The sequence below is a fragment of the Mesorhizobium sp. AA22 genome, from assembly GCF_001672375.2.
In the GTDB taxonomy this organism is placed as follows: domain Bacteria; phylum Pseudomonadota; class Alphaproteobacteria; order Rhizobiales; family Rhizobiaceae; genus Mesorhizobium; species Mesorhizobium wenxiniae.
Genome location: NZ_CP048406.1, coordinates 1,953,578 through 1,975,145, shown reverse-complemented (window position 1 = coordinate 1,975,145; position 21,568 = coordinate 1,953,578). Strand labels below are relative to the sequence as shown.

19 protein-coding genes, 1 tRNA gene and 3 pseudogenes are annotated in these 21,568 nt (G+C 61.6%); 9 read left to right on the top strand and 14 right to left on the bottom strand.

The window, feature by feature from the left end:
• Nucleotides 1–9 precede the first annotated feature (9 nt).
• A complete protein-coding gene (gene ubiB / locus A9K68_RS09740; protein ID WP_029348088.1) occupies nucleotides 10–1,584 on the bottom strand; it encodes a 2-polyprenylphenol 6-hydroxylase in 1,575 nt (524 codons plus the stop codon).
• A 13-nt stretch (nucleotides 1,585–1,597) separates the two neighbouring features.
• Nucleotides 1,598–2,374 (bottom strand): bifunctional demethylmenaquinone methyltransferase/2-methoxy-6-polyprenyl-1,4-benzoquinol methylase UbiE, encoded by a 777-nt coding sequence (gene ubiE, locus A9K68_RS09735; protein WP_065011427.1) that lies wholly within the window; start codon nucleotides 2,372–2,374, stop codon nucleotides 1,598–1,600.
• 142 nt (nucleotides 2,375–2,516) lie between these two features.
• On the opposite strand from ubiE, the gene A9K68_RS09730 reads away from it, so the two are divergent.
• The 3 genes from A9K68_RS09730 to A9K68_RS09720 all read left to right on the top strand — a co-directional run bounded on the left by A9K68_RS09730 (nucleotide 2,517) and on the right by A9K68_RS09720 (nucleotide 4,897).
• Nucleotides 2,517–3,491 carry an adenosine deaminase gene (locus A9K68_RS09730; RefSeq protein ID WP_065011428.1) on the top strand — a complete coding sequence of 325 codons (975 nt, stop codon included), beginning with the start codon at nucleotides 2,517–2,519 and terminating at the stop codon, nucleotides 3,489–3,491.
• 105 nt (nucleotides 3,492–3,596) lie between these two features.
• Complete coding sequence (gene upp, locus A9K68_RS09725; RefSeq protein WP_065011429.1) at nucleotides 3,597–4,226, top strand: uracil phosphoribosyltransferase; 630 nt, start codon at nucleotides 3,597–3,599, stop codon at nucleotides 4,224–4,226.
• A gap of 107 nt (nucleotides 4,227–4,333) precedes the next feature.
• Complete coding sequence (locus tag A9K68_RS09720; protein WP_065011442.1) at nucleotides 4,334–4,897, top strand: TIGR02281 family clan AA aspartic protease; 564 nt, start codon at nucleotides 4,334–4,336, stop codon at nucleotides 4,895–4,897.
• A gap of 78 nt (nucleotides 4,898–4,975) precedes the next feature.
• On the opposite strand, the gene deoA is transcribed toward A9K68_RS09720, so the two are convergent.
• The 6 genes from deoA to A9K68_RS09690 form a co-directional block, all read right to left on the bottom strand.
• Complete coding sequence (gene deoA, locus A9K68_RS09715; protein ID WP_065011430.1) at nucleotides 4,976–6,295, bottom strand: thymidine phosphorylase; 1,320 nt, start codon at nucleotides 6,293–6,295, stop codon at nucleotides 4,976–4,978.
• Complete coding sequence (locus A9K68_RS09710; protein WP_065011431.1) at nucleotides 6,295–7,113, bottom strand: purine-nucleoside phosphorylase; 819 nt, start codon at nucleotides 7,111–7,113, stop codon at nucleotides 6,295–6,297. Before A9K68_RS09710 ends, deoA begins: the two co-directional genes overlap by 1 nt.
• Nucleotides 7,114–7,143: 30 nt before the next feature.
• Nucleotides 7,144–7,536 (bottom strand): cytidine deaminase, encoded by a 393-nt coding sequence (gene cdd / locus A9K68_RS09705; protein ID WP_065011432.1) that lies wholly within the window; start codon nucleotides 7,534–7,536, stop codon nucleotides 7,144–7,146.
• Between the two features lie 121 nt (nucleotides 7,537–7,657).
• Nucleotides 7,658–8,629 carry an ABC transporter permease gene (locus A9K68_RS09700; protein WP_065011433.1) on the bottom strand — a complete coding sequence of 324 codons (972 nt, stop codon included), beginning with the start codon at nucleotides 8,627–8,629 and terminating at the stop codon, nucleotides 7,658–7,660.
• A gap of 1 nt (nucleotide 8,630) precedes the next feature.
• The gene (locus A9K68_RS09695; RefSeq protein WP_065011434.1) at nucleotides 8,631–9,770 is read right to left on the bottom strand and encodes an ABC transporter permease; all 1,140 of its coding nucleotides are present in this window, start codon (nucleotides 9,768–9,770) and stop codon (nucleotides 8,631–8,633) included.
• Nucleotides 9,767–11,299, bottom strand: coding sequence for an ABC transporter ATP-binding protein (locus A9K68_RS09690; protein WP_065011435.1), 1,533 nt, complete (start codon nucleotides 11,297–11,299; stop codon nucleotides 9,767–9,769). The genes A9K68_RS09695 and A9K68_RS09690 overlap by 4 nt, the downstream gene beginning before the upstream one ends.
• A 316-nt stretch (nucleotides 11,300–11,615) precedes the next feature.
• Between A9K68_RS09690 and A9K68_RS09685 the strand changes: the two genes are divergently transcribed.
• Complete coding sequence (locus A9K68_RS09685; RefSeq protein WP_065011436.1) at nucleotides 11,616–11,825, top strand: SlyX family protein; 210 nt, start codon at nucleotides 11,616–11,618, stop codon at nucleotides 11,823–11,825.
• A 68-nt stretch (nucleotides 11,826–11,893) separates the two neighbouring features.
• On the opposite strand, the gene A9K68_RS09680 is transcribed toward A9K68_RS09685, so the two are convergent.
• From A9K68_RS09680 to A9K68_RS09670, 3 genes are all read right to left on the bottom strand, one after another.
• Nucleotides 11,894–12,883: a BMP family ABC transporter substrate-binding protein gene (locus tag A9K68_RS09680; protein WP_065011437.1), complete on the bottom strand. Its 990-nt coding sequence runs from the start codon at nucleotides 12,881–12,883 to the stop codon at nucleotides 11,894–11,896.
• A gap of 208 nt (nucleotides 12,884–13,091) precedes the next feature.
• Nucleotides 13,092–13,754, bottom strand: coding sequence for a peptide-methionine (S)-S-oxide reductase MsrA (gene msrA / locus A9K68_RS09675; protein ID WP_065011438.1), 663 nt, complete (start codon nucleotides 13,752–13,754; stop codon nucleotides 13,092–13,094).
• A gap of 48 nt (nucleotides 13,755–13,802) precedes the next feature.
• Complete coding sequence (locus A9K68_RS09670) at nucleotides 13,803–14,120, bottom strand: hypothetical protein (RefSeq protein ID WP_065011439.1); 318 nt, start codon at nucleotides 14,118–14,120, stop codon at nucleotides 13,803–13,805.
• Nucleotides 14,121–14,543: 423 nt separating this feature from the next.
• On the opposite strand from A9K68_RS09670, the gene A9K68_RS09665 reads away from it, so the two are divergent.
• Nucleotides 14,544–14,633 (top strand) — tRNA-Ser (locus A9K68_RS09665).
• A gap of 237 nt (nucleotides 14,634–14,870) precedes the next feature.
• Nucleotides 14,871–16,169 (top strand): annotated as a pseudogene (locus A9K68_RS09660) (DUF2130 domain-containing protein).
• 475 nt (nucleotides 16,170–16,644) lie between these two features.
• Here the strand turns inward: A9K68_RS09660 and A9K68_RS09655 are convergent.
• The 3 genes and pseudogenes from A9K68_RS09655 to A9K68_RS09645 form a co-directional block, all read right to left on the bottom strand.
• Nucleotides 16,645–17,001 (bottom strand): annotated as a pseudogene (locus A9K68_RS09655) (helix-turn-helix domain-containing protein); the annotation flags it as partial.
• Nucleotides 17,002–17,016: 15 nt separating this feature from the next.
• Nucleotides 17,017–17,349 carry a DUF4160 domain-containing protein gene (locus A9K68_RS09650; RefSeq protein ID WP_163603002.1) on the bottom strand — a complete coding sequence of 111 codons (333 nt, stop codon included), beginning with the start codon at nucleotides 17,347–17,349 and terminating at the stop codon, nucleotides 17,017–17,019.
• Nucleotides 17,350–17,704: 355 nt separating this feature from the next.
• Nucleotides 17,705–18,098, bottom strand: a pseudogene (locus A9K68_RS09645) (recombinase family protein); the annotation flags it as partial.
• A 388-nt stretch (nucleotides 18,099–18,486) separates the two neighbouring features.
• On the opposite strand from A9K68_RS09645, the gene gspD reads away from it, so the two are divergent.
• From gspD to gspG, 3 genes are read left to right on the top strand one after another with little or no spacing between them, the layout of a single operon-like run.
• Nucleotides 18,487–20,610 (top strand): type II secretion system secretin GspD, encoded by a 2,124-nt coding sequence (gene gspD / locus A9K68_RS09640; protein WP_163603001.1) that lies wholly within the window; start codon nucleotides 18,487–18,489, stop codon nucleotides 20,608–20,610.
• Nucleotides 20,611–20,612: 2 nt separating this feature from the next.
• Nucleotides 20,613–21,107 (top strand): A24 family peptidase, encoded by a 495-nt coding sequence (locus A9K68_RS09635; protein ID WP_065012164.1) that lies wholly within the window; start codon nucleotides 20,613–20,615, stop codon nucleotides 21,105–21,107.
• Nucleotides 21,107–21,565, top strand: a complete 459-nt coding sequence (gspG, locus tag A9K68_RS09630) for a type II secretion system major pseudopilin GspG (RefSeq protein WP_065012163.1) — start codon at nucleotides 21,107–21,109, stop codon at nucleotides 21,563–21,565. Before A9K68_RS09635 ends, gspG begins: the two co-directional genes overlap by 1 nt.
• Nucleotides 21,566–21,568: the final 3 nt, after the last annotated feature.

Below are 21,568 nucleotides of genomic sequence, written 5' to 3'. Positions count from 1 at the left end.
TGCTTGCATTCAGAGCAGCTTCCACGCAATGATGACCATTGCCAGCGCGATCACCCACAGCGCCAGCCGGCCGGAGCGGGTGTAGCGCGCCTCGGCCTTGCCGATGGCGCGCGCCGTCCTTTCATCGAAACGCAGCCCGTGTTCGGCCATTAAATCGATCTCGCGCGACAGCCGCTCGGTGCGGGCGGCGAGGTCGGGCGCCTGGCGGGCCAGCGCCAGCAGCGCGCTGGCGCCGTCACGTGCGTCGGCCAGCAGAGCACGCGGGCCGAGATTGCCCGATATCCAGCCGCCGACTACCGGCTCGGACGTCTTCCACATGTTGAAGGCCGGGTCGAGGGTGCGGGCGACGCCTTCGACCACCACCATGGTCTTCTGCAGCAGCACCAGCTCGGAGCGCGTCGCCATGTCGAAGAGATCGGTCACCTCGAACAGAAGCGCCAAGAGCTTGGCCATCGAGATGGTTTCAGCCGGCTGGTCGTGGATCGGCTCGCCGATCGCCCGGATCGCCTGGCCGAATGCCGCGACATTGTGCTGGCGCGGCACGTAGCCGGCCTCGAAATGCACTTCAGCGACGCGCAGATAGTCACGGGTGATGAAGCCGTAGAGAATTTCGGCGAGGAACCGGCGCTCCTTCTTGCCGAGCCGGCCGGCAATGCCGAGATCGACAGCGACGATGGTGCCATCGGGCTCGACGAACAGGTTACCCGGGTGCATGTCGGCGTGGAAGAAACCGTCACGCAGTGTGTGGCGCAGGAACGACTGGACCAGGTTGACGGCGATCGCCTTCAGGTCATGGCCGGCGGCAGCGAGACCGGCAATGTCGTTCATCTTGATGCCGTCGACCCATTCCATGGTCAGCACGTCACGGCCGGTACGTTCCCAGTCGACGGACGGGACGCGAAAGCCGGGATCGTCCTTGGTGTTCTCGCCGAGTTCCGAAAGCGCTGCCGCCTCGAGCCGCAGATCCATTTCGATCTTGGTGGTCTGCGCCAGCGTCTGGGTCACTTCGACCGGACGCAGCCGGCGCGACGACGGAATGTATTTTTCCTGGAGACGGGCGGCGAGGAAATAGCTTTCGAGATCGCGAAAGAAACGGCGGCGTACGCCCGGCCGGATGACCTTCACCGCCACCCGCGAACCGACGCCGTCCTGCAGGGTTTCGGCGATATGGACCTGAGCGATCGACGCGGCGGCGACGGCCTCGCCGAAACTGGCGTAGAGCTCGCCGACCTTGCGCCCGAGCGAAGCCTCTATCGCAGCTATGGCCTCGGCCTGCGGAAACGTCTGCATCTTGTCCTGCAGCATGGCGAGATCGAGCGCTATGTCGTTGCCGACGACATCGGGCCGCGTCGCCAGGAACTGGCCGAGCTTGACATAGGATGGGCCGAGCCGGACGACGGCCTTGGCCAGCCGGTCGCCACGCTCATAGGCAAGCGCGCGGCGGCGGGTCAACAGCCGCGCCATCCGCCAGCCGAGTTTCGGCAGACCGAAGAGCTCGTCGCCCGGCAGCGCCGCGACTACGCCTTCGCGGACCAGCACCCAGCCAGCCCGCACGAGCCTGAAACCGGCGCCGACACTGCTCATGACTGCGCTCGCCTCAAAGCTTCCAGCCCGAATGAAGCGCAGCTATGCCGCCGGAATAATTGCGAAAAGAAGCCCGGTCGAAGCCGGCGCGGGAAATCATCGCCGCAAAATTCTGCTGATTGGGAAATTTGCGGATCGATTCGACCAAGTAGGAATAGGGCTCGCCGTCGCCGGTCACCGCCTTGCCGATCCTGGGGATGGCGTTGAACGACCACGCCTCATAGGCCTTGTCGAGCAGCGGCATGTCGACTTCGGAAAATTCGAGGCAGAGGAAGCGCCCGCCGGGCTTCAGCACGCGATAGGCTTCCGCAAGCGCCACATCGATGCGCGGCACGTTGCGAATGCCGAAAGCGATCGTGTAGGCGTCGAATGTGGCCTCAGTGAAAGGCAGCTCCTCGGCATTGGCTTCGACGAAATCGGTGTTTGCGGTCAGGCCCTTTTTCTCGGCCCGGTCGCGGCCGACGGCGAGCATCGAGCCGTTGATGTCGAGGACCGTGGCATGGGCGTTCCTGCCGCTCGCCTCGACGATGCGGAAGGCGATGTCGCCGGTGCCGCCGGCAACGTCGAGAACGCTCCAGCCCGCTCGTTTCGGTGGATTGAGCCATGTGACCATGGCGTCCTTCCACAGCCTGTGCAGCCCGGCCGACATCAGGTCGTTCATCAGATCGTAGCGGTTCGCGACCTTGTGAAAAACGTCATTGACCAGGGACTGCTTCTCGCCTGCCCCTACACGCTTGAAACCATAGGACGTTTCCATGCCGCCAACGGCTGTGGTTCTCTCAACCGACATTATTTTGATCCGCCATAAAACCGGCGGGACCATAGCCGATCGATGGTGCCGACGCTATTGTTTAAGGCGCGGTGTTCGGCCGCGCTTCTCGGTCGTGAAATCGTACTTATGTCACGAGCTGGAGACCTGACGGGATGATTGCATGCCTTTGAAAGCGGAACTGCACTGCCATATCGAAGGGGCAGCGGCGCCCGAACTCGTCATCCGCCAGGCGCAGAAATACGGCAAGGACACCTCGCGCTACATTCAGAATGGCTCTTTCGTCTGGCACGATTTCACCTCATTCCTCGCCGCCTATGACTTCTCCTCCGACCTGTTCCGCACGGAGGAGGACTATGCCCGGCTGGCCGATCATTACCTGACCAGCCTCGCCCGCGACGGCGCCATCTATTCCGAGATCTTCACCTCGCCGGACCACGCCGGCAAGGCCGGCCTGTCGCCCAAGGCCTATACGGACGCGCTCGGCGAAGGCATCGCGCGCGCCAAGGCCAAGACCGGCATCGAGGGCCGCATGATCGTCACCGGCGTGCGCAATGCCGGCGTCGAATCGATCGAGCAGGCGGCGCGCTTCGCAGCCCGCTGCGGGCATCCGCTGGTCACCGGCTTCGGCGTCGCCGGCGACGAGCGGATGGGCGATCTGGAGGATTATGTCAGGGCCTTCGAAATCGCGCGGGAGGCCGGCCTCGGCATCACCGTCCATGCCGGCGAACTGATGGGCTGGGAGAGCGTCGAGGTCGCACTCGATCACATCCGCCCCGCCCGCATCGGCCATGGCGTGCGCGCCGTCGAGAACCCCGACATTGTCCGGCGCATCGCCGACGAAGGCGTCGTACTCGAATGCTGTCCCAGTTCCAACGTCGCGCTCAAGGTCTTCGACAGTTTCGCCGATCACCCTTTTCCGGCACTGCAGGCGGCAGGCTGCAAGGTGACGCTAAACTCCGACGATCCGCCCTATTTCTGGACCTCGCTGAAGCGCGAATACGACATTGCCGCCGAGCATTTTTCGATGAACGACAAGGCGCTCGCCGCCGTCACCAGAACCGCCATCGAGGCCGCCTTCGTCGACAAGAAGACCAGGACAGCGCTTCTCACCCGCCTCAACAGCGCCGCCCGCTAACTCTCTTTTTTCGGCAAAAGCTGTGGTCGGCGGCAGCAGGCGGTTCCTTGGCCGGCGCATTGTCGCTAGGGTTCGCGTAGGCAGCCGGGATTTCAGGAGAACACCATGCAGGGCGTCACCGTCGTCGACCACCCGCTTGTCCAGCACAAGCTGACCATCATGCGCAAGAAGGAAACCTCGACGGCCGGCTTCCGGCGGCTGCTGCGCGAGATCTCGCTGCTTCTCGGCTACGAGGTCACTCGCAATCTCGAGCTGACGACGACGACGATCGAAACGCCGATCGAGACGATGGAAGCGCCGACGCTGGAAGGCAAGAAGCTGGTCTTCGCCTCGGTGCTGCGCGCCGGCAACGGCTTGCTCGAAGGCCTGCTCGACCTGGTGCCGGCGGCGCGCGTGGCCCATATCGGTCTCTACCGTGACCACGCAACGCTGGAAGCGGTCGAGTATTTCTTCAAGGCGCCGAGCGATCTCGCCGACCGGTTGGTGATCGTCGTCGATCCGATGCTGGCGACCGCCAATTCGGCGATCGCGGCGATCGACAAGCTGAAAGGGCGCGGCGCCACCAGCATCCGCTTCCTTTGCCTGTTGGCTGCCCCCGAAGGCCTCGAGCGCTTCATCAAGGCGCATCCCGATGTTCCGGTCTTCACCGCTTCCATCGACCGCCAGCTCAATGAGAAAGGCTATATCATGCCGGGCCTCGGCGACGCCGGAGACCGCATGTACGGGACAAAATGACCGTGCCACTCGTTTACCGATCGTTTACGCAAACGGCCGCTTTCCGCATCTGTTAAAGCGGCAAACACCATGCCGCGATAAGCATGGGCCTTCACGAAGGCCGGTCCATGCTGCGCAATCTTATCATCCTTGGCATGCTCGCCGTAGCATCGGCGTCGTTCCCGATCCTCTATCAGTCGAATCCGCAGATGCTCGATGGCCTGCTGAAATCGGCGGTCGGTACCAGGCCGGCAGTCGAAACGCAAACGGATCTGAACCTGGCCACGGTTCCGGATAGACCGCCGACGCCGCGGCCGCTCGGCCGCAAGGTCGTGGTCGCCGCTGACGCGCGCGGGCATTTCACGTCGGCGTTCAGGCTCAACGGTCGAACGGTCGACGGCATGATCGACACCGGCGCGACGCTCGTGGCCATCAACAGTTCGACGGCGCGCAGGATTGGCATCTCGCTGAACGTGTCCGACTTCAAACACGAGGTAAACACCGCCAACGGCGCGATCAGGGCTGCCCTGGTGACCATCGATCGGCTGCAGATCGGCAAGATCACGGTCGACGGCGTCCAGGCGGTGGTGCTCGACGACAAGGCGCTGCGCACCAACCTGATCGGTCTGAGCTTTCTCCAGCGGCTTGAAAAGTACCAGGTCGAGAACGGCGCGCTGCTGCTCGTCCAGTGAACCAAGATCCCGGAAAAGTGGAATCCGGTTCTCGGAACGATCATCGTCCAACAAGAAGGTAGAGCCTTGCTGACCGGATCACCCGCGCGGCAGGATTCGCCGGATGACGGTTTTTTCCGCGGGCGGCTTCGAAGCACCGATCGCATAGGCCGAAAGCACGGCGGCCGCGGCCGCTTCGGCATCCGCGGGATTGCGGGCATGGACCAGCGCCAGCGCCTCACCGGGGCGCACCTCCGCGCCGACCGGCAACAGCCGGGTGATGCCGACCGCATGATCGATCCTGTCGTCCGGCCGTATGCGCCCCCCGCCAAGCCCGACGACGGCGAGCCCGATGTCGCGGGTCGCGATGCCGGTGACGAAGCCGTGTTCGGTCGCCTTGACCGCAAATTCAGTCGCCGCCTTCGGCAGGTATTTTTCCGGATTCTCGACGAAATCTGCGGGGCCGCCGAGCGCCGCCACCATGCGCGCGAAGACGGCGGCGGCACCGCCGCCGGCAAGCGTCTCGGCGGCGCGCCGCATGCCATCCTGGTTGGACGACACCAGCCCGGCAGACTGCAGCATGTCTGCGGCCAGAGCCAGCGTCACATCCTCCAGGCGCCGGTCGCGGAAGCGGCCGGTGAGAAAATCGACGGCGTTGCGCACCTCGACCGCGTTGCCGGCTGCCGACGCCAGCGGCTCGTTCATGCCGGTGACCAGTGCTGAGGTCTTCAGTCCTGCGCCACTGGCAACTTCTACCAGGCTGTTCGCCAGCGTTGTTGCGTCGCGCGACTTTTCCATGAAGGCGCCGTTGCCGACCTTTACGTCGAGCACCAGCGACTGCAGGCCGGCGGCCAGCTTCTTCGACAGGATCGAGGCGGTGATCAGCGGCACCGATTCGACGGTTCCCGTCACGTCGCGGATCGCATAGAGCCGGCGGTCGGCGGGCGCGAGATCGGCGGTCTGGCCGATGATGGCGCAGCCGGCTTCGAGCACCGCCTTGCGGAAGCCCGCCACATCCGGCTGGCTGATATAGCCGGGGATGGCATCCATCTTGTCCAGCGTGCCGCCGGTATGGCCGAGACCACGGCCGGAAATCATCGGCACATAAGCGCCACAGGCGGCGACGATCGGCGCCACCATCAGCGAGACATTGTCGCCGACGCCGCCTGTCGAATGTTTGTCGGTGACTGGGCCCGGCAGGTTCGACCAATCGAGCACGTCGCCGGAGTCGCGCATGGCCAGCGTCAGCGCCACCGCCTCGTCGCGGCTCATGCCGTTGAAGAACACCGCCATGGCGAAGGCCCCGACCTGCCCGTCCGAGACGGCGCCTGCGGTCACGCCTTCGATGAAGCTGGCGATCTCCTGCGTCGACAGCTTGTGGCCGTCGCGCTTGCTGCGGATGATTTCCTGGGGAAGCATCAGGCCGGGACCTTACGCTCCGGCAAGCCATCCTGGAACACACGCTGGAGGATCGTCGCCAGACGCGCGCCGCCAACCGGCGCCATGTCCTTGGTCTCCTGGTGCGAAAGCTCCGCCCCGGTCATCCCTGCTGCAAGGTTGGTGATGACCGAGCAGGCGGCGACCCGCAAGCCGAGGAAGCGGGCGAGAATGACCTCCGGCACGGTCGACATGCCGACGGCGTTTGCGCCCATGACGCGCGCCATGCGGATCTCGGCGGGTGTCTCGAAGCATGGCCCGGAAAACCACATATAGACGCCCTTGTGCAGGGCGGTAGCGGTAGCCTTCGCCGCCGTCTCGATCGCCGCGCGGAGGCCGCCATCATAGGCTTCGGTCAGGCCGACGAAGCGGCGGTCGCTTGGCTCGCCGATCAGCGGGTTGGAGCCCGAGAAATTGATGTGGTCGGTGATCAGCATCACCGAGCCTGGCCCCATGTCCGGATCGACCGAGCCAGCGGCGTTGGTGAGGATCAGGTTCGAAATGCCGAGGCCGGCGAGCACCTCCAGCGCCGGCCGCATCGCAGCCGCGTTGCCGTGCTCGTAGTAGTGAGCGCGGCCGGACAGCATCAACACTGGTGTGCCGGCGAAATGTCCCGCCACCACCTCGCCGGCATGGCCGGTGACGCCGCTTCTGGGAAAGCCCGGCAATTCGGCATAGGAAATGCGGACAGCGTCCTCGACTTGGTCGACAACCCCGCCAAGGCCCGAACCCAGCACCAGCGCGGTGGCTGGCGCCAGCCCGTCCAGCCTTTCGACGAGACGATCAAGCGCCTCCTTCATTTCAACCGGCTCTTCATTTCAACCAGCTCTTCATTTCAACATGTCGCCCTGGAAGCCGTAGGGCAGCATGTCGCCCATGGTCACGGTCTCGACCACGCCGCCACTGTCGCAGAGATAGAGTTTGGTTTCCGGCCGGCAAAATTCGGCCAGCCGCTGCCGGCAGCCGCCGCAGGGTGAGCATTTCGCCGTGCGCTCGGCGAACACCGCGATCTCCGTTATCCTGCCGCCGCCGGCCATGATGTAGTGGCCGAGCGCGGTGGTTTCGGCGCACCAGCCTTCCGGATAGGACGCGACCTCGATGTTGGCGCCGGTAAAGACGCGGCCGTCCTCGGTGCGCAGTGCCGCCCCGACCGGAAACTTCGAATACGGCGCATAGGCCTTGGCCATGGCCGCCTTGGCCGCTTCGAACAGATCATGCGACATTTAGTTTTTCCCGCGCATGATCTTGTCCGAAAAACGGGTTCCACTTTTCGCAGTCATGCTCATATTTTCCTTTTTCGCATGGCCCGATCCGAAAACCGGCTTCCACTTTTCGCGGCCATGCTCAGCGTTCTTTGACATAGGGCACGCCGCCGGCCCGCGGCGGGATCGCCTTGCCGATGAAGCCGGCGAGCAGGATGACGGTGAGGATATAGGGCAGCGCCTGCATGAGCTGCACCGGCACTTTGCCGATCAGCGGCAGCGGCGTGCCCTGCAGCCGGATCGACAGCGCGTCGAGGAAGCCGAACAACAGGCAGGCGAACATGGCATTGACCGGCTTCCATTTGGCGAAGATCAGCGCGGCAAGCGCGATGTAACCCTTGCCGGCGGTCATATCCTTCACGAAGCCGCCATTCTGCACCATCGACAGGTAGGCGCCGGCAATGCCGGTGAGCACGCCGGTGCAGATCAGCGCCCGGTAGCGCAGCCAGGCGACCGAGATGCCAGCGGTGTCGACCGCGGCCGGGTTCTCACCGACCGCGCGCATGCGCAAGCCAAAGCGGGTACGGAACAGCACCCACCAGGTGAACGGCACGGCGAGGAACGCGACATAGACCAGCACGGAATGGCCGGAGATGAGTTCCGAATATATCGGGCCGAGGATCGGCATCCCCCTAAGCGTGTCCGCGCCGGGCCAGATGATCGCCCCGAACCGCTCGCCGGGCGCAAGCGCCGGCGTACGTCCTCCTTGCTGGAACCAGGCCTGGCCGAGCATGATCGTTGATCCGGCGGCGATAAAATTGATCGCCACGCCGGAGACGATCTGGTTGCCGCGATGGGTGATTGAGGCAAACCCGTGGACCAGCGCGAAAGCGACCGAGATGAGGATGGCCATGCCGAGGCCGATATAGGCGGAATGGAAGACGGAGGCTGCGGCGGCACCGGCGAAGGCGCCGACCAGCATCTTGCCCTCGAGCCCGATGTCGAAGATGCCGGCCCGCTCCGAATAGAGGCCGGCGAGGCATGCGAGCAGCAAGGGCACCGACAGGCGGATCGTCGAGTCCAGAACCTGGATGATGGCGTTGAACATGTCCATCTCAGGCACCCTTCCCCTTGATCACTTCCATGCCGACAGATCTCGGGCTGAGTGAGGCGAACAGCGCCTGGACATAGGGCCGGAACATGTGCTCGAGCGCGCCGGCGAACAGGATGACCAGGCCCTGAATGATGACGATCATGTCGCGGCTGATCGCCGGCATCTCGAAGGCGAGCTCGGCGCCACCCTGGTAGAGCATGCCAAACAGGATTGCCGCCAGCACGATGCCGACCGGGTGCAGGCGCCCCATCAGCGCCACGGCGATGCCGACGAAACCGGCGCCGGAAACGAATTCGAGCGCGACATTGTGCTGGTCGCCCATCGTCGGATTGAGCGCCATCATGCCCGCCAGCGCGCCCGAGATCATCATAGCGACCATGATGATGCGGGTCTCCGAAATGCCGGCATAGCGCGCCGCTTTCGAGCTGTGGCCGTAGGTGCGCATCTCGTAGCCGAGCCTGGTGCGCCAGATCAGCACCCAGACCAGAAAGGCCATGGCCAGCGCCAGCAGGAAGCTGATGTTGAACGGCGCCGAACGGATCTTGGCGCCGAACAATTCGATGACCCAGTTGAGCTTCGGCAGTTGCGCGCCGTCGAGGAAGGTACGTGTCTGCGGCGCCATCGAATTGGCCGGCTTCAAGAATCCGACCAGTGCGTAGACCATGACGCTGGCAGCGATGAAATTGAACATGATGGTGGTGATGACGATGTGCGAACCGCGCTTGGCCTGCAGATAGGCCGGGATCAGCGCCCACAGCGCCCCCATCGCCGCGGCGGCGATGATCGCCAGCGGGAAGGTGAGCCACCAGGGCAGCACGCTGTCGAAGGCCAGGCAGACGATGCCGATGCCGAGACCGGCGATATAACCCTGGCCCTCGCCACCGATGTTGAACAGGCCGCAATGCGCCGCAACCGCCACCGACAGCCCGCTGAAGATGAAGGTGGTGGCGTAGAAAAGCGTAAACGCAATGCCTTGCCCGCGGCCGAAGGCGCCCTCGACCAGGACGGCGGCAGCGCGGAACGGATTTTCGCCAACCAGAAGCACGACGAAGCCGGCGACGACGAAGGCAACGGCGAGATTGATTACCGGGATCAGCCCGTAATCGGCCCAGGCCGGCAGCTTGGCGTAAGGCGCGCTCATTCCGCCGCCTCCTGGCGCTCGACGCCGGCCATCAGCAGGCCGAGCTCGCCTTCGGTCGCCTCCGGTCCGCGCTCGCCGACGATGCGGCCGGCAAACATCACCAGGATGCGGTCGGACAGCGAGCGGATCTCGTCGAGCTCGACCGACACCACCAGCACCGCCTTGCCCTGGTCGCGCATGGCGATGAGCCGCTTATGGATGAATTCGATGGCGCCGACATCGACGCCGCGCGTCGGCTGGCCGACGATCAGCACGCCCGGATCCTGCTCCATCTCCCGGGCCAGCACGATCTTTTGCTGATTGCCGCCGGAGAAATTGGCGGTCTTGAGCCGGCAATCCGCCGGACGGATGTCGTATTTGGTAATCTTGTCCCTGGCGTCGTTGCGGATCGCGTCTATGTCGAGGAACGGCCCCTTCAGATATCGTTCGTCGTCGTGATAGCCGAGGATCGAATTCTCGTTCTCCTCGAAGGCCAGCACCAGCCCGACATGATGACGGTCTTCCGGCACATGGGCGAGACCGCGGTCGCGCAGCTCGCCGGGATCGGCGGCCCCGGTGAGATCGATCGGCTTGCCGTCGAGCATGACGGAGCCCGAGACGGCGCGCCTGATGCCGGAAATCGCCTCGAGCATTTCGGATTGCCCGTTACCGGCGACGCCGGCGATGCCGACGATCTCGCCGGCGCGCACATCGAAGGAGATATCGTCGACCATGGTGACGCCGCGGGAATCCTTCACTGTCAGGTTCTTCACCGCGAGCTTGACGCCGCCGGCTTCCGCCTCGCCCTTCTCGACCCTGAGCAGCACGCGGCGCCCGACCATCAGCTCGGCCAGCTCTTCGACTGTCGTCTTCCTGGTTTCCCGTGTCGCCACCATCGTGCCCTGGCGCATGACCGAGACCGTGTCAGTGATCGCCATGATCTCGCGCAGCTTGTGGGTGATCAGCACGATCGTTTTACCCTGCTCCTTCAACTGCTTGAGGATGCGGAACAGATGGTCAGCTTCTGCGGGCGTCAGCACGCCCGTCGGCTCGTCGAGGATCAGGATCTCGGCGCCGCGATACAGCGCCTTGAGGATTTCGACACGCTGCTGCAGGCCAACTGGCAACTCCTCGATGATCGCGTCGGGATCGACCTCCAGCCCGTATTCTCGCTCGAGCCGTTCCAGCTCCGACCGCGCCTTGGTGATGCTCCTCTTCAGCAGGGCATCGCTTTCGGCGCCGAGAATGACGTTTTCCAGCACCGTGAAATTGTCGACCAGCATGAAATGCTGATGCACCATGCCGATGCCGAGCGCGATGGCGTCGTTTGGCGTCTTGATCGACCCCGGCTGGCCGCTGACGCGGATCTCGCCGCTGTCGGCCTGGTAGAAGCCATAGAGGATCGACATCAGCGTCGACTTGCCGGCGCCGTTCTCACCGACAATGCCGTGGATGGTGCCGCGCACGATCTCCAGATTGATGTCGCGGTTGGCGCGCACGGCGCCAAAACTCTTGTTGATGCCCATCAACTCGATTGCGGCTTGCGCCATGCAGCCTGTCCCACTCTTATTTTTTTATCGCTTGGTCAAAACGCCTAGCATGACGCCCCGTCTGTGCCAATTGGCCGGAGCAGCGTTCACTCTCGACAAATCACCGCCCGCTTGTCAATTTCGAACGTGGCCGCGGCGTTCACAACGCTATCGCATCGGGCTGAAAATCGGGTTGGATTTTCAGCAGCACGACGCGAAGATTGTAAGGCTTAGAACGTATTTTCGGCGTCCAATTGGACGCATGTCGCTCTAATGTGGCGAATCCCGAAATTCGCATCTCTTGAGAGTTGCGCAGCAAGAAACCGAGGTTTTTCAGATGACCATGCCCTCCGACCGGCTGACGACGCTGGAAATCCGCGCCGCCGAGCAGGAGAAGATCATCGACGAACTGTCCGGCCAGATCGCCGAGCAGTGGAAGGTGATCGAGCGCATGCAGCGCAAGCTCGATGCGCTGACCGACCGCTTCCTGGCGCTGGAGGAGCAGGCCGCACCCGACGTGCCCGTGACCAAGCCGCCGCATTGGTGAGCAAACTGAGAAAAGCAAAACCGCCGGGCTTTCACCCGGCGGTTTCGATCAGATCGGCAATCTCACGATCAATAGGGGCAGGCATTGTCCGTCATGTAGTCGTGCACCTTGATAGTACCGGCGATGATGTCGGCCTTGGCCTTTTCGACCGCCGCCTTCATCGCGTCGTCGACAAGCGCCTTGTTGTTGTCGTCCATAGCGTAGTCGACGCCGCCTTCCTTGAGGCCGAGATCGTTGATGCCGCCGGTGAACTTGTCGTTCTTGGCGTCCATGAAGGTGTTGTAGACGGCGACGTCGACGCGCTTGACCATGGAGGTCAGCACCTTGCCGGGCTGCAGGCCGTTCTGGTTGGAATCGACGCCGATGCCGAGCTTGCCGGCGTCGGCTGCCGCCTGCAGCACGCCGACACCGGTTCCGCCTGCCGCCGCGTAGATCACGTCGGCGCCCTGGTCGATCTGCGTCTTGGCGATCTCGCCCCCTTTGGCCGGATCGTTCCAGGCTGCCGGCGTGTCGCCGGTCATGTTCTGGATTACATCGGTCGCGCCGGCCGCTTTGGCGCCGCCGACATAGCCGCAGCCGAATCTGCGGATCAGCGGAATGTCCATGCCGCCGATGAAGCCGACCTTTTTGGTCTTCGAGGCCATCGCCGCCATCACCCCGACGAGATAGGAGCCTTCCTGCTCCTTATAGACGACGGAGCGGACATTGGGCTTGTCGACGACCATGTCGATGATGGCGAACTTGGTCTCGGGAAACTCGACGGCGATCTTCTCCAGCGCATCTGCCCAGGAGAAGCCCGCCATGGCGATGGGATTGCGGCCGTCCTCGGCGAAACGGCGCAGTGCCTGCTCGCGCTGGGTCGCGTTGCTGACCTCGAATTCCACATAGGCGATGCCGGTTTCGGCCTTGAACTTTTCGGCGCCATTGTAGGACGCTTCGTTGAATGACTTGTCGAACTTGCCGCCGAGATCATAGAGAAGTGCTGGCTGAATGTCCGCGGCGAAGGCCGGAAGAACCATCGCAGTTGCGGCCAGGAGGCCGAGAACGATACGTTTCATGTGATCCACACCCTGTCGGTTATTTTTTCCGTTATGCACCGCCTGCCTGCCCGGTTCTCCGGCAGGCATGCGACATCAGACAGGAGTGGCTCCCTCCCGCTTCGGGCCAATCTGGCACGGCCCGAAACAAAATTCACGCGGAATTTTGACCTTTGGAAAAGCGTGGCGCCGTATCCCGGCGCCACGGATCATCGTCTCGCCAAAGGCCTCAAGCGGAGACGGCAGCCGGGATGGCGCAGGTGACGCCGGTGCCCTGCAGATTGCAATAGCCGTAGGGATTCTTCGCCAGATATTGCTGGTGGTCTTCCTCGGCGAAATAGAACTCCGGTGCCGGAGCAATCTCGGTGGTGATCCTGCCGCGGCCGGCGCCGCGCAACGAGGCCTCATAAGCGTCATGCGATGAGATCGCCGCCTGGTGCTGCGCATCGCCAAACGTGTAGATCGCCGAGCGGTAGGTGGTGCCGACATCGTTGCCCTGGCGCATGCCCTGCGTCGGGTCGTGGCTTTCCCAGAACAGCTTCAGAAGCTGTGCATAGGACACGATCTTCGGGTCGTAAACGACGAGCACGACTTCGGCATGGCCCGTAAGCCCGGTGCAAGTTTCCTGGTAGGTCGGGTTGGGGGTAACGCCACCCGCATAGCCGACGGCCGTGACCCAGACACCATCGACCTGCCAGAACAGGCGTTCGGCGCCCCAGAAGCAGCCCAGCCCGAACATCGCCGTCTCCAGCCCCTCGGGATACGGCCCCTTGAGCGGCCGCTTCGAGACGAAGTGCTTGGATGGCGTCGGGATAGGCTTGGCGCGGCCCGGCAGCGCCTCGGCAGGCTTCGGCAGATTGAGCTTCTTGTTCAGCATGTCGCTGAGAAACATGTGCGGTCTCCCTTTCTCTTTGTTTGGGGCGCTGGAAAGCTATCACGTCTAGGCGAACCGCCCGCTCGGCCGCTCCCGCCTGTAGCCGACCATGTAGAGAATGAAGGCAAGCACCGCGAACACGGCGAAGCCGGGCTGGTTGAGCACCCAGGCGATGGCGCCGTCCCATAGCAGCGGGCCAAGCTTGTCGCGGACGAAGCTTTCGAAGGTGCTTCGCGTATCCGGCGAGACGGCCAGCCAGCTCGTGTTGAGCGGGGTCATGACCAGCGCGGAGGCCGCCACCGAGCGTGTCGCGTCGATCACCGCCATGATGACGGAAACCGAAAGCGCGACCAGTGCCGCGAGACGGAAGACGAAGCGGAACATCCAGACCTTACCTCCCCGGAAGCTTATCAGAAATGTCAGTATCGGCCTGATAGATAGGATCTGCCCGCTTTATCCGCAATCGCGACACGCGAAGTGAACCCACGCCGCCGGTTTGCGCCACTGAGGCGCCAGTCGGCAAAGTCACCGCCGCCGATCGCGGCGATCGGCTGCCAAGGCAGCACTGGTGACATGGACAGAGCATCCCTGTCCGACAAAGCGAATAGAGTGCCGTTATGTCTTGGCATTCGGCACCGGATCGACTAGATGAGCCCCGCGCCTGTTGCTTTGACGGCTCAGGTGCGGGGAAAGGGTGTCCGCTGGTTGACGGCGCCCACGGTGCGGAGTTCTGGACCGGAATCCCCGAAGGGAGACGCATCTCCCCAACCCGCGCGGCGAAACCGGCCGCGTTGAAAATGCTAAGACGGAGAGGTGGCCGAGTGGTTGAAGGCGCACGCCTGGAAAGTGTGTTTACGGGAAACCGTAACGCGGGTTCGAATCCCGCTCTCTCCGCCATCGCTATTGCTAGCGCGTTGAATCGCCTTGCAAATTTCCCTATCAAAGTCATCTAAGCCCTCATGCACCCACATTTTGGTGGACAGTTGAGCGCGTTATTTACAAGCTATCACGGCGCTCTTTTGAGCAGCTCAATTCGGTGGAATGCCCGAATGTTCCCTTTTCGTTCTGTTCACTGCAGCGAGCATTGGCTAAACTACTGCCTTAAGGAAACCGATTCTTCCGAGGCGAATACCAATGACCGTTCAAGCTGTGAGCAAGACTCTGCACGGCGATAAGCTCTTCAACGAGCCGACGATCACCTGCCCTAGTTGCAAGACGGACATCAAGCTCAACGTGTCGCTCGCGGGGCCGCTAATCGCTGCAACGCGCAGCGCATCGCTCAGACGAATGCAGCAATCGCCCTCAGAGAAGAAGAACTCGAGCGTCAACGCCATGAGGTCGCATTGGCGAGAGAGGGCGTCGAAAGTCTCGTTGCCGAGAAGGTTAGGATCGAGCGGGCTCACATTGCTGTCGATGAGGCTCGCAAGGCCAAAATTTTGCTCTTGGCCGATTTTGACGAGCGCGACAGCAAGGTCGCCGAGTTGGAGGAGATGCTGAAGGCTCGCGATGACAAGCTCGAACAGGCGCAGAAACAGCAAGCAGAATTCCTCACAAAGCAGCGCGCACTGGAGGACGAGCGGAGAGAAATGGCTCTCACATCGAGCGAAAGGTCCAGGAAGGACTGGACGCTGTTCGTGCAAAGGCCAGGTCTGATGCGGAAGACGGCCTAAAAATGAAAATCGTCGAGAAGGAGGAACAAATCGCCGGCATGCAACGCCAGATCGAGGATCTGAAGCGTCGCGCTGAACAGGGCTCCCAGCAATTGCAAGGTGAAGCTCTGGAGGTGGAATTGGAAGGGCTGATCAGCATTCGCTTCCCGGTCGACGTGATCGAGCCGGTGGCGAAGGGCGAGTTTGGTGGTGACGTCCTTCAGCGGGTCGTCGGTCCGACTGGTCAGCAATGCGGGGCAATCCTTTGGGAATCAAAGCGCACCAAGAATTGGAGTCAGGGCTGGCTCGCCAAGCTGAGGACTTACCAGCGAGCGGCGAAGGCGGACATGGCCTTACTGATTTCTGAAGCCCTGCCCTCGGGAATTGAGACATTCGAACCGGTCGACGGCGTATATGTCGCCCATCCCAAGTGCGCCATTCCCATGGCGGTTATATTACGTCAGTCGCTAATCGAATTGTCCAACTCCCGGCTAGTCCAAGTCGGCCAGGCTTCAAAGATGGAGTTGGTGTATGGGTATTTGACTGGGCCAGTTTTCGGCAGCGCATCGAGGCTATCGTCGAAAAGTTTTCCGATATACAGGACGATCTCGCACGTAAGCATAAAGCCACTATCCGACTGTGGGCCAAGCGAGAAGCGCAAATTCAAGGTGTCATTGAATCGACTGTTGGTATGTATGGCGACCTACAAGGCATCGCTGGAAAGGTGATGCAAGAGATTGAAAGCCTAGAACTGCTCACGGTGGCAGGACCGATCTCTGAATAGCTGCTCGCAGTCAGTTCTCGTGTGGGGATTCCCTTCAGACCCGCTTTCGCAGGCAGTTGGTAAAACGGAATTGATAACACAAAAGGGAGACAGCGGTTGCGGCGTAGCCTGTGTCGCAATGCTTATTCAGCGGCACGCCGGGTGCCCAGCAAGTTCCTCGTACGATGCTGCAAAAGCAGTGATGTTTGGCAATGCCGATCTCAGGGAGGGCAGTGCAGGAACGGGAACTGGCGATCTACGGCGTGCGTTGGCTAAGTTCGGAATCAAAACCGGGGGACGTTCGGTCCAATTCCAGACTCTATCAAGCAGTGACATGGGGCTGACGTTCGATGCAATTGTCTCGACCAAAGTGAAAGTTGACAATTGGTGGCACTGGCTGGTCTGGGAAGCCCAAAATAGGACACCCTTGGATTCCTTGGAAGTCCCCTACAAACGTCCAAACGTCACCCACTAAGTCAGGATTTTCGGCTAACCCTTAAATTGCCGTCATACTGATTCTGCTAGCAGCATTTGTATGCGCAGAAGCAAATTGGCTCGTCGCCCTTGGGTGTCCAGTGTCGTGCCAGCCACCCGCGATCCTGAGCCGTTCTGACGCTTGTATTGTTCCGCCGTTGCTATCCGTGTTTGGAGGCGTGCGAGCATATGTCTCACGATAGACCTTTCCGAAATGGGAGGCTGAGACGAAACCGCAAGCGAAGGCGACATCGATGATGCTCATCGCCAACGTTGATAGCAGCAAATGTGCCCGCTCCAGCCTCATACCGAGGTAGTATCGAGCAGGTGTCACGCCCACTTCTTGCTTGGAGAGTCGTTCTATTTGCCGGCGTGATAAGCAACGTCAGCCATTTCAGAGTGCACTCTCGCGCAGTTGAGCGACAATTTGGTCGTCCACGCCTGTGGTGCGGATGTCTCGCCACACTCTCATAACGGACTCCCTATTGTTCGCAATCCAAGGCTCGATAAGGTGGTTGTATCTGCCACTCCCCGCGAGCAGGGTTCCGTCGTCGACCGCATATGATGCCATATGGTTGTGACGATGGTAGTCGATATGCAGATGCGCTCGCATATGATTTCGATTACCATCCATCTTGAAGCGCAAATTGCGCAAGTCTTTCAGCAAAAGTTCAAGGCCATGGCTGCCGGCCGATGAAGGTCGGGCCGACAGGTCAAACATAGCCATTCTATCTTGCAGTTCGAGAAGTGCTTGCTCTAGCACCGCATCGGGGCAACTCGCTTGCCTCGTTTTCATTAGACATTTATGGAGCGGGCTTTCGATTTTTACGCGTTCGTATGACTATGTTGGCCACTGTCACATCGAGGTTTAGCCCCAACGCTCACGTATCACAACAAAAGGTACACCCTGAAGCGACAACAGCAGGACGGCGCGGTCGACAACGCGAAGAAACCTGCGGATCCCCACGGTGTTCGAAGGCCAAGACTGCCAAGTCCTCAGCGTCGGATTCCGAAAATGCTCCGCCTGGATCGACGTACATGATGGATCACGCGGTCGCAACGCTCCGCCCAGTGTCTTTGGTCTTCTGGATGCCTTTCCTCTGCCGCTCTTTGATAAACCGACGCTCCATCTGAGCGACCGTGCCCAAGACCGTCAGCACCACATGGCCCATCTCGCCGCGGGTAGAGACGTGCGGGTCCAGGACTGTAGCGAAAGCTCCCCGCACTTCACATTTCGTGGATCAAATTTAGAACGTCGCGAGTGTCACGGCCAAGCCGGTCGAGGCGCGTAACGACCAGCTCATCGCCCGGTCGCAAAAAGTCGATGATGGTTGCTAGCTCGTCTCGACCATCGCGGCTCGCTCCTGAGACCTTCTCGGAGCGAATGATGCTACAGCCTTCGGCCTTCAGCTTGGCGATCTGGGTTCCGAGATCCTGGTCGATGGTGCTAATGCGGGCGTAGCCAATCCGGCTCATACTGTCACCTCAAGGTTTAGGCCCGAGGCTACACTGTCACAAATAGTCGATGTCAACCCAGATGTTACATGGTGGTGGCCGCGCCACGTGACGTCACTTCGGGGCATACCCTGATGGGTCGTGCGCGCTGCGAGCCACACGACAAGACGGGCAAGTCTCGCGGCGAACCACCGAGGACGTTGCTAGTCGTCGCTCCAGACGACTCGCCGCTCCCATCCGATTCGACTAAGCGTCGGAAAGCGGAAACGTCTTGCACTTGGCGGGGGACCGATAACCGCTCGTGCTAATTGCCCCTCACCTACCTTGTGGACAGACCCGAAATAACGCCAGCAATTCCAGCGTCCAACGCGAAGAAGCTCTAGGCTAAGGACCTAGGGGAATCGGGCGGATGTTGATCAAGTCGAGTAATCGTGTCGTGCTGTGCACGTTGCTGGCGATCGCCGGCTGCACCTCGCCATCGGGCAAGGATTTTTTTACCGAAACCGTCGATAGCCTGCATGCGAAAAACTCGCCCCTGCGGGCCGGATATGGCAGCTCCCGCCCCCTGACGGCGGCCAGCGGGGCTCGACGTTTTTCCGGTGCGCAATATGAGGGATCGGGCAATTTCGTCTCGTCCGGCGCTCCCGTCACCCAGGTGACAGCGGATGGCTCCGGTCAGTATGAGCTCAATCTGGTCAATGCGCCGATCGCCGAGGCGGCGAAGGCGGTGCTCGGCGACGCACTTCACCTCAACTACGTTGTCGACCCGCGCGTACAGGGAACGGTGACATTGCAAACATCCCAACCTGTGTCGCAGGACTCCTTGGTCGATATTCTGGAATCGGCGCTTGCCGTGAACAACGCCGGCATCACCAATCGTGCCGGCACCTACCAGATCGTGCCGCTGTCCGACATCATGTCCAGCACGCCGTCCGTCAGCGTGCCGTCGGTTTCGCCGTCTGGTCCGGGCGTCAAGGTGCAGGTGCTGCAGCTGCAATATATCGCAGCCGACGAGATGAAGACCATTCTCGAGCCGATCACTCGCCAAGGCTCGGTGCTCAGGGTAGATTCCACCCGCAATTTGATCACGGTGGCAGGCAACAACAGCGACCTCGACGCCATTCGCGAAGCGATTTCGGTGTTCGATGTCGACTGGATGCGCGGCATGTCGGTCGCCCTCCATCCCCTGAAAACCTCCAAGCCGGCGGCCGTTGCCACGGAACTCGATTCGATCTTCGGGACCAAGGGTGGACCGGGCGCCAAGGTCATCCAGTTCATTCCCAATGACAGGCTGAATTCGGTGCTGGTGATCACATCGCGCCCAGCGTATCTTAGCCGCGCTGCAGTATGGATCGGCAAGCTCGACAAGCTTGCCGAGACAAACGAAGACCAGCTTTTCGTCTACCAGATTCAGAACCGCCCGGCGAAGGAGCTGGCCGAGGTGCTGAGTTCCGTTCTTGGTACCTCAGTCAAGACCAGCGGAGATGCAGCCGGCGCGAATGTTTCGCCAGACATGACGCCAATTGCGCTTGCTTCGGACGGCATCACGCCCGTGCCGTTGACTGGGCCGTCGCCGTTGCTCGAACTGGCGCAAGACGAACGAGCCGCCCACGCCAATGTCGTTGCCGATGTCGAGAACAATGCGCTGCTGATCCAGACCACGGCGCGCGACTATGACCGCATCCAGCGCATACTGACCAAGCTCGACGTCCTGCCGACGCAAGTCATGCTGGAGGCCGTGATCGCGGAAGTGATGCTGAAGGATGAACTGAAATTCGGCCTGCGCTGGTTTTTCGAGAACAATGGCATGAAAATCTCATTGACCGACGTGGCGAGTGGATTTACCGGTGCGAGCTTCCCTGGCCTTGGCTGGACCTATGCGACCGACAACATCCAGGTCACGCTGAACGCGCTATCCAGCATCACCGACGTCAATGTGATTTCGGCGCCGACCATCATGGCGCTCAACAACCAGAAGGCAATCCTGCAGGTCGGCGACCAGGTTCCGATCATTACGCAGCAGGCGGTCGGAACCACGACCGCCGACGCGCCGATCGTCAATTCAGTCGAGATGAAGGATACCGGCGTCATTCTCACGGTCACACCGCGCATCAACAATGCCGGGCGCGTCATGCTCGATATCCAGCAGGAGGTCAGCAACGTCACCAAGACAACCAGCTCCGGCATCGATTCACCGACCATCCAGCAGCGCAAGATCCAGACCCGTGTTCTGGTGAATGACGGCGAGAGCCTGGCGCTCGGCGGTCTTATCCAGGAGCGCAACAACATCGACCGTGGCCAGGTGCCGATCCTCGGCGACATCCCGATCATCGGCAATGCGTTCAAGAACAAGACCGACAGCATCGGGCGAACCGAGTTGATCATCTTCATCCGCCCACGGGTTGTCCGCGACATCGCTGAGGCACGCGAAGTGACGGCAGAATTCCGCGGCAAGATCAGCCTGCAGACGCCGATCCAGATGCGTCGTGGCGGAACCAAACTGCAACAGGACCTGAAGAGACTGGCCAATTGATCATGGGCACACATCCGTATCTCGTGCTGGCCGCGACCTTAGCCCTCATGGCAATCCTTGCCGGCATTTCGATCGTCGATTTCAGAAGGCTGGTCATCCCGGATTGGCTCAATCTGGCCCTGGCCAGCATTGGTCTTGGCTCCCAGATGGCGACACGGCCGGCCGACGTCCCGGCGCAAATCCTGTTCGCTGCGGCTACGCTCGCCGCTGTCTGGCTCGTCCGACGCGGCCACTTCGTCATGACCGGCAGGATCGGTCTTGGACTCGGCGACGTCAAAATGCTCGCCGCTGCGGCGTGCTGGATCAGCCCGCTTCTTCTACCGGTCTTGCTGTTCATCGCGAGCGCAACTGCTCTTCTATTTATCGGTGGACAGGTGGTCACGGCCGGACCGGCAGCGGCACGGTCGCGCGTTCCCTTCGGTCCATTCATAGCGACAGGTCTTGGCTGCACCTGGGCGCTGGAACAATTTTCAGGTTTGAATATGGGACTGGTCTAATGGTCACTCTTGGCTTCATTTCATCGGGTAAGAAACGCGATCGCATTGTTGAGGGCCATGAAGACGGCTTTACGCTGGTCGAGCTTCTGGTCGTGCTCGCCATCATCGCATTGATCGCCACGCTCGCTGCGCCTCAGGTCCTGCGTTATCTCGGCTCGGCCAGGACCAATGCGGCCAAAGCGCAAATCCGCAATATCGAGAGCGCGCTCGAACTCTACTATGTCGACAACGCGAAATACCCCACGGCGGAAGAAGGGCTGTCCGCGCTGGTCACTGCGCCGGCGGGCGACGATAGGTGGAACGGGCCCTATCTCAAGGGAACCAGCGGGCTTAGCGATCCGTGGGGAAAACCTTATTCATACGACGTCAAGGCCGATGCGAGCGGAGTGTTGATCCGCACTTTTGGCCGCGACGGCAAGCCGGACGGGAGCGGCGAAGATCAGGACATCACCAACTAGCGA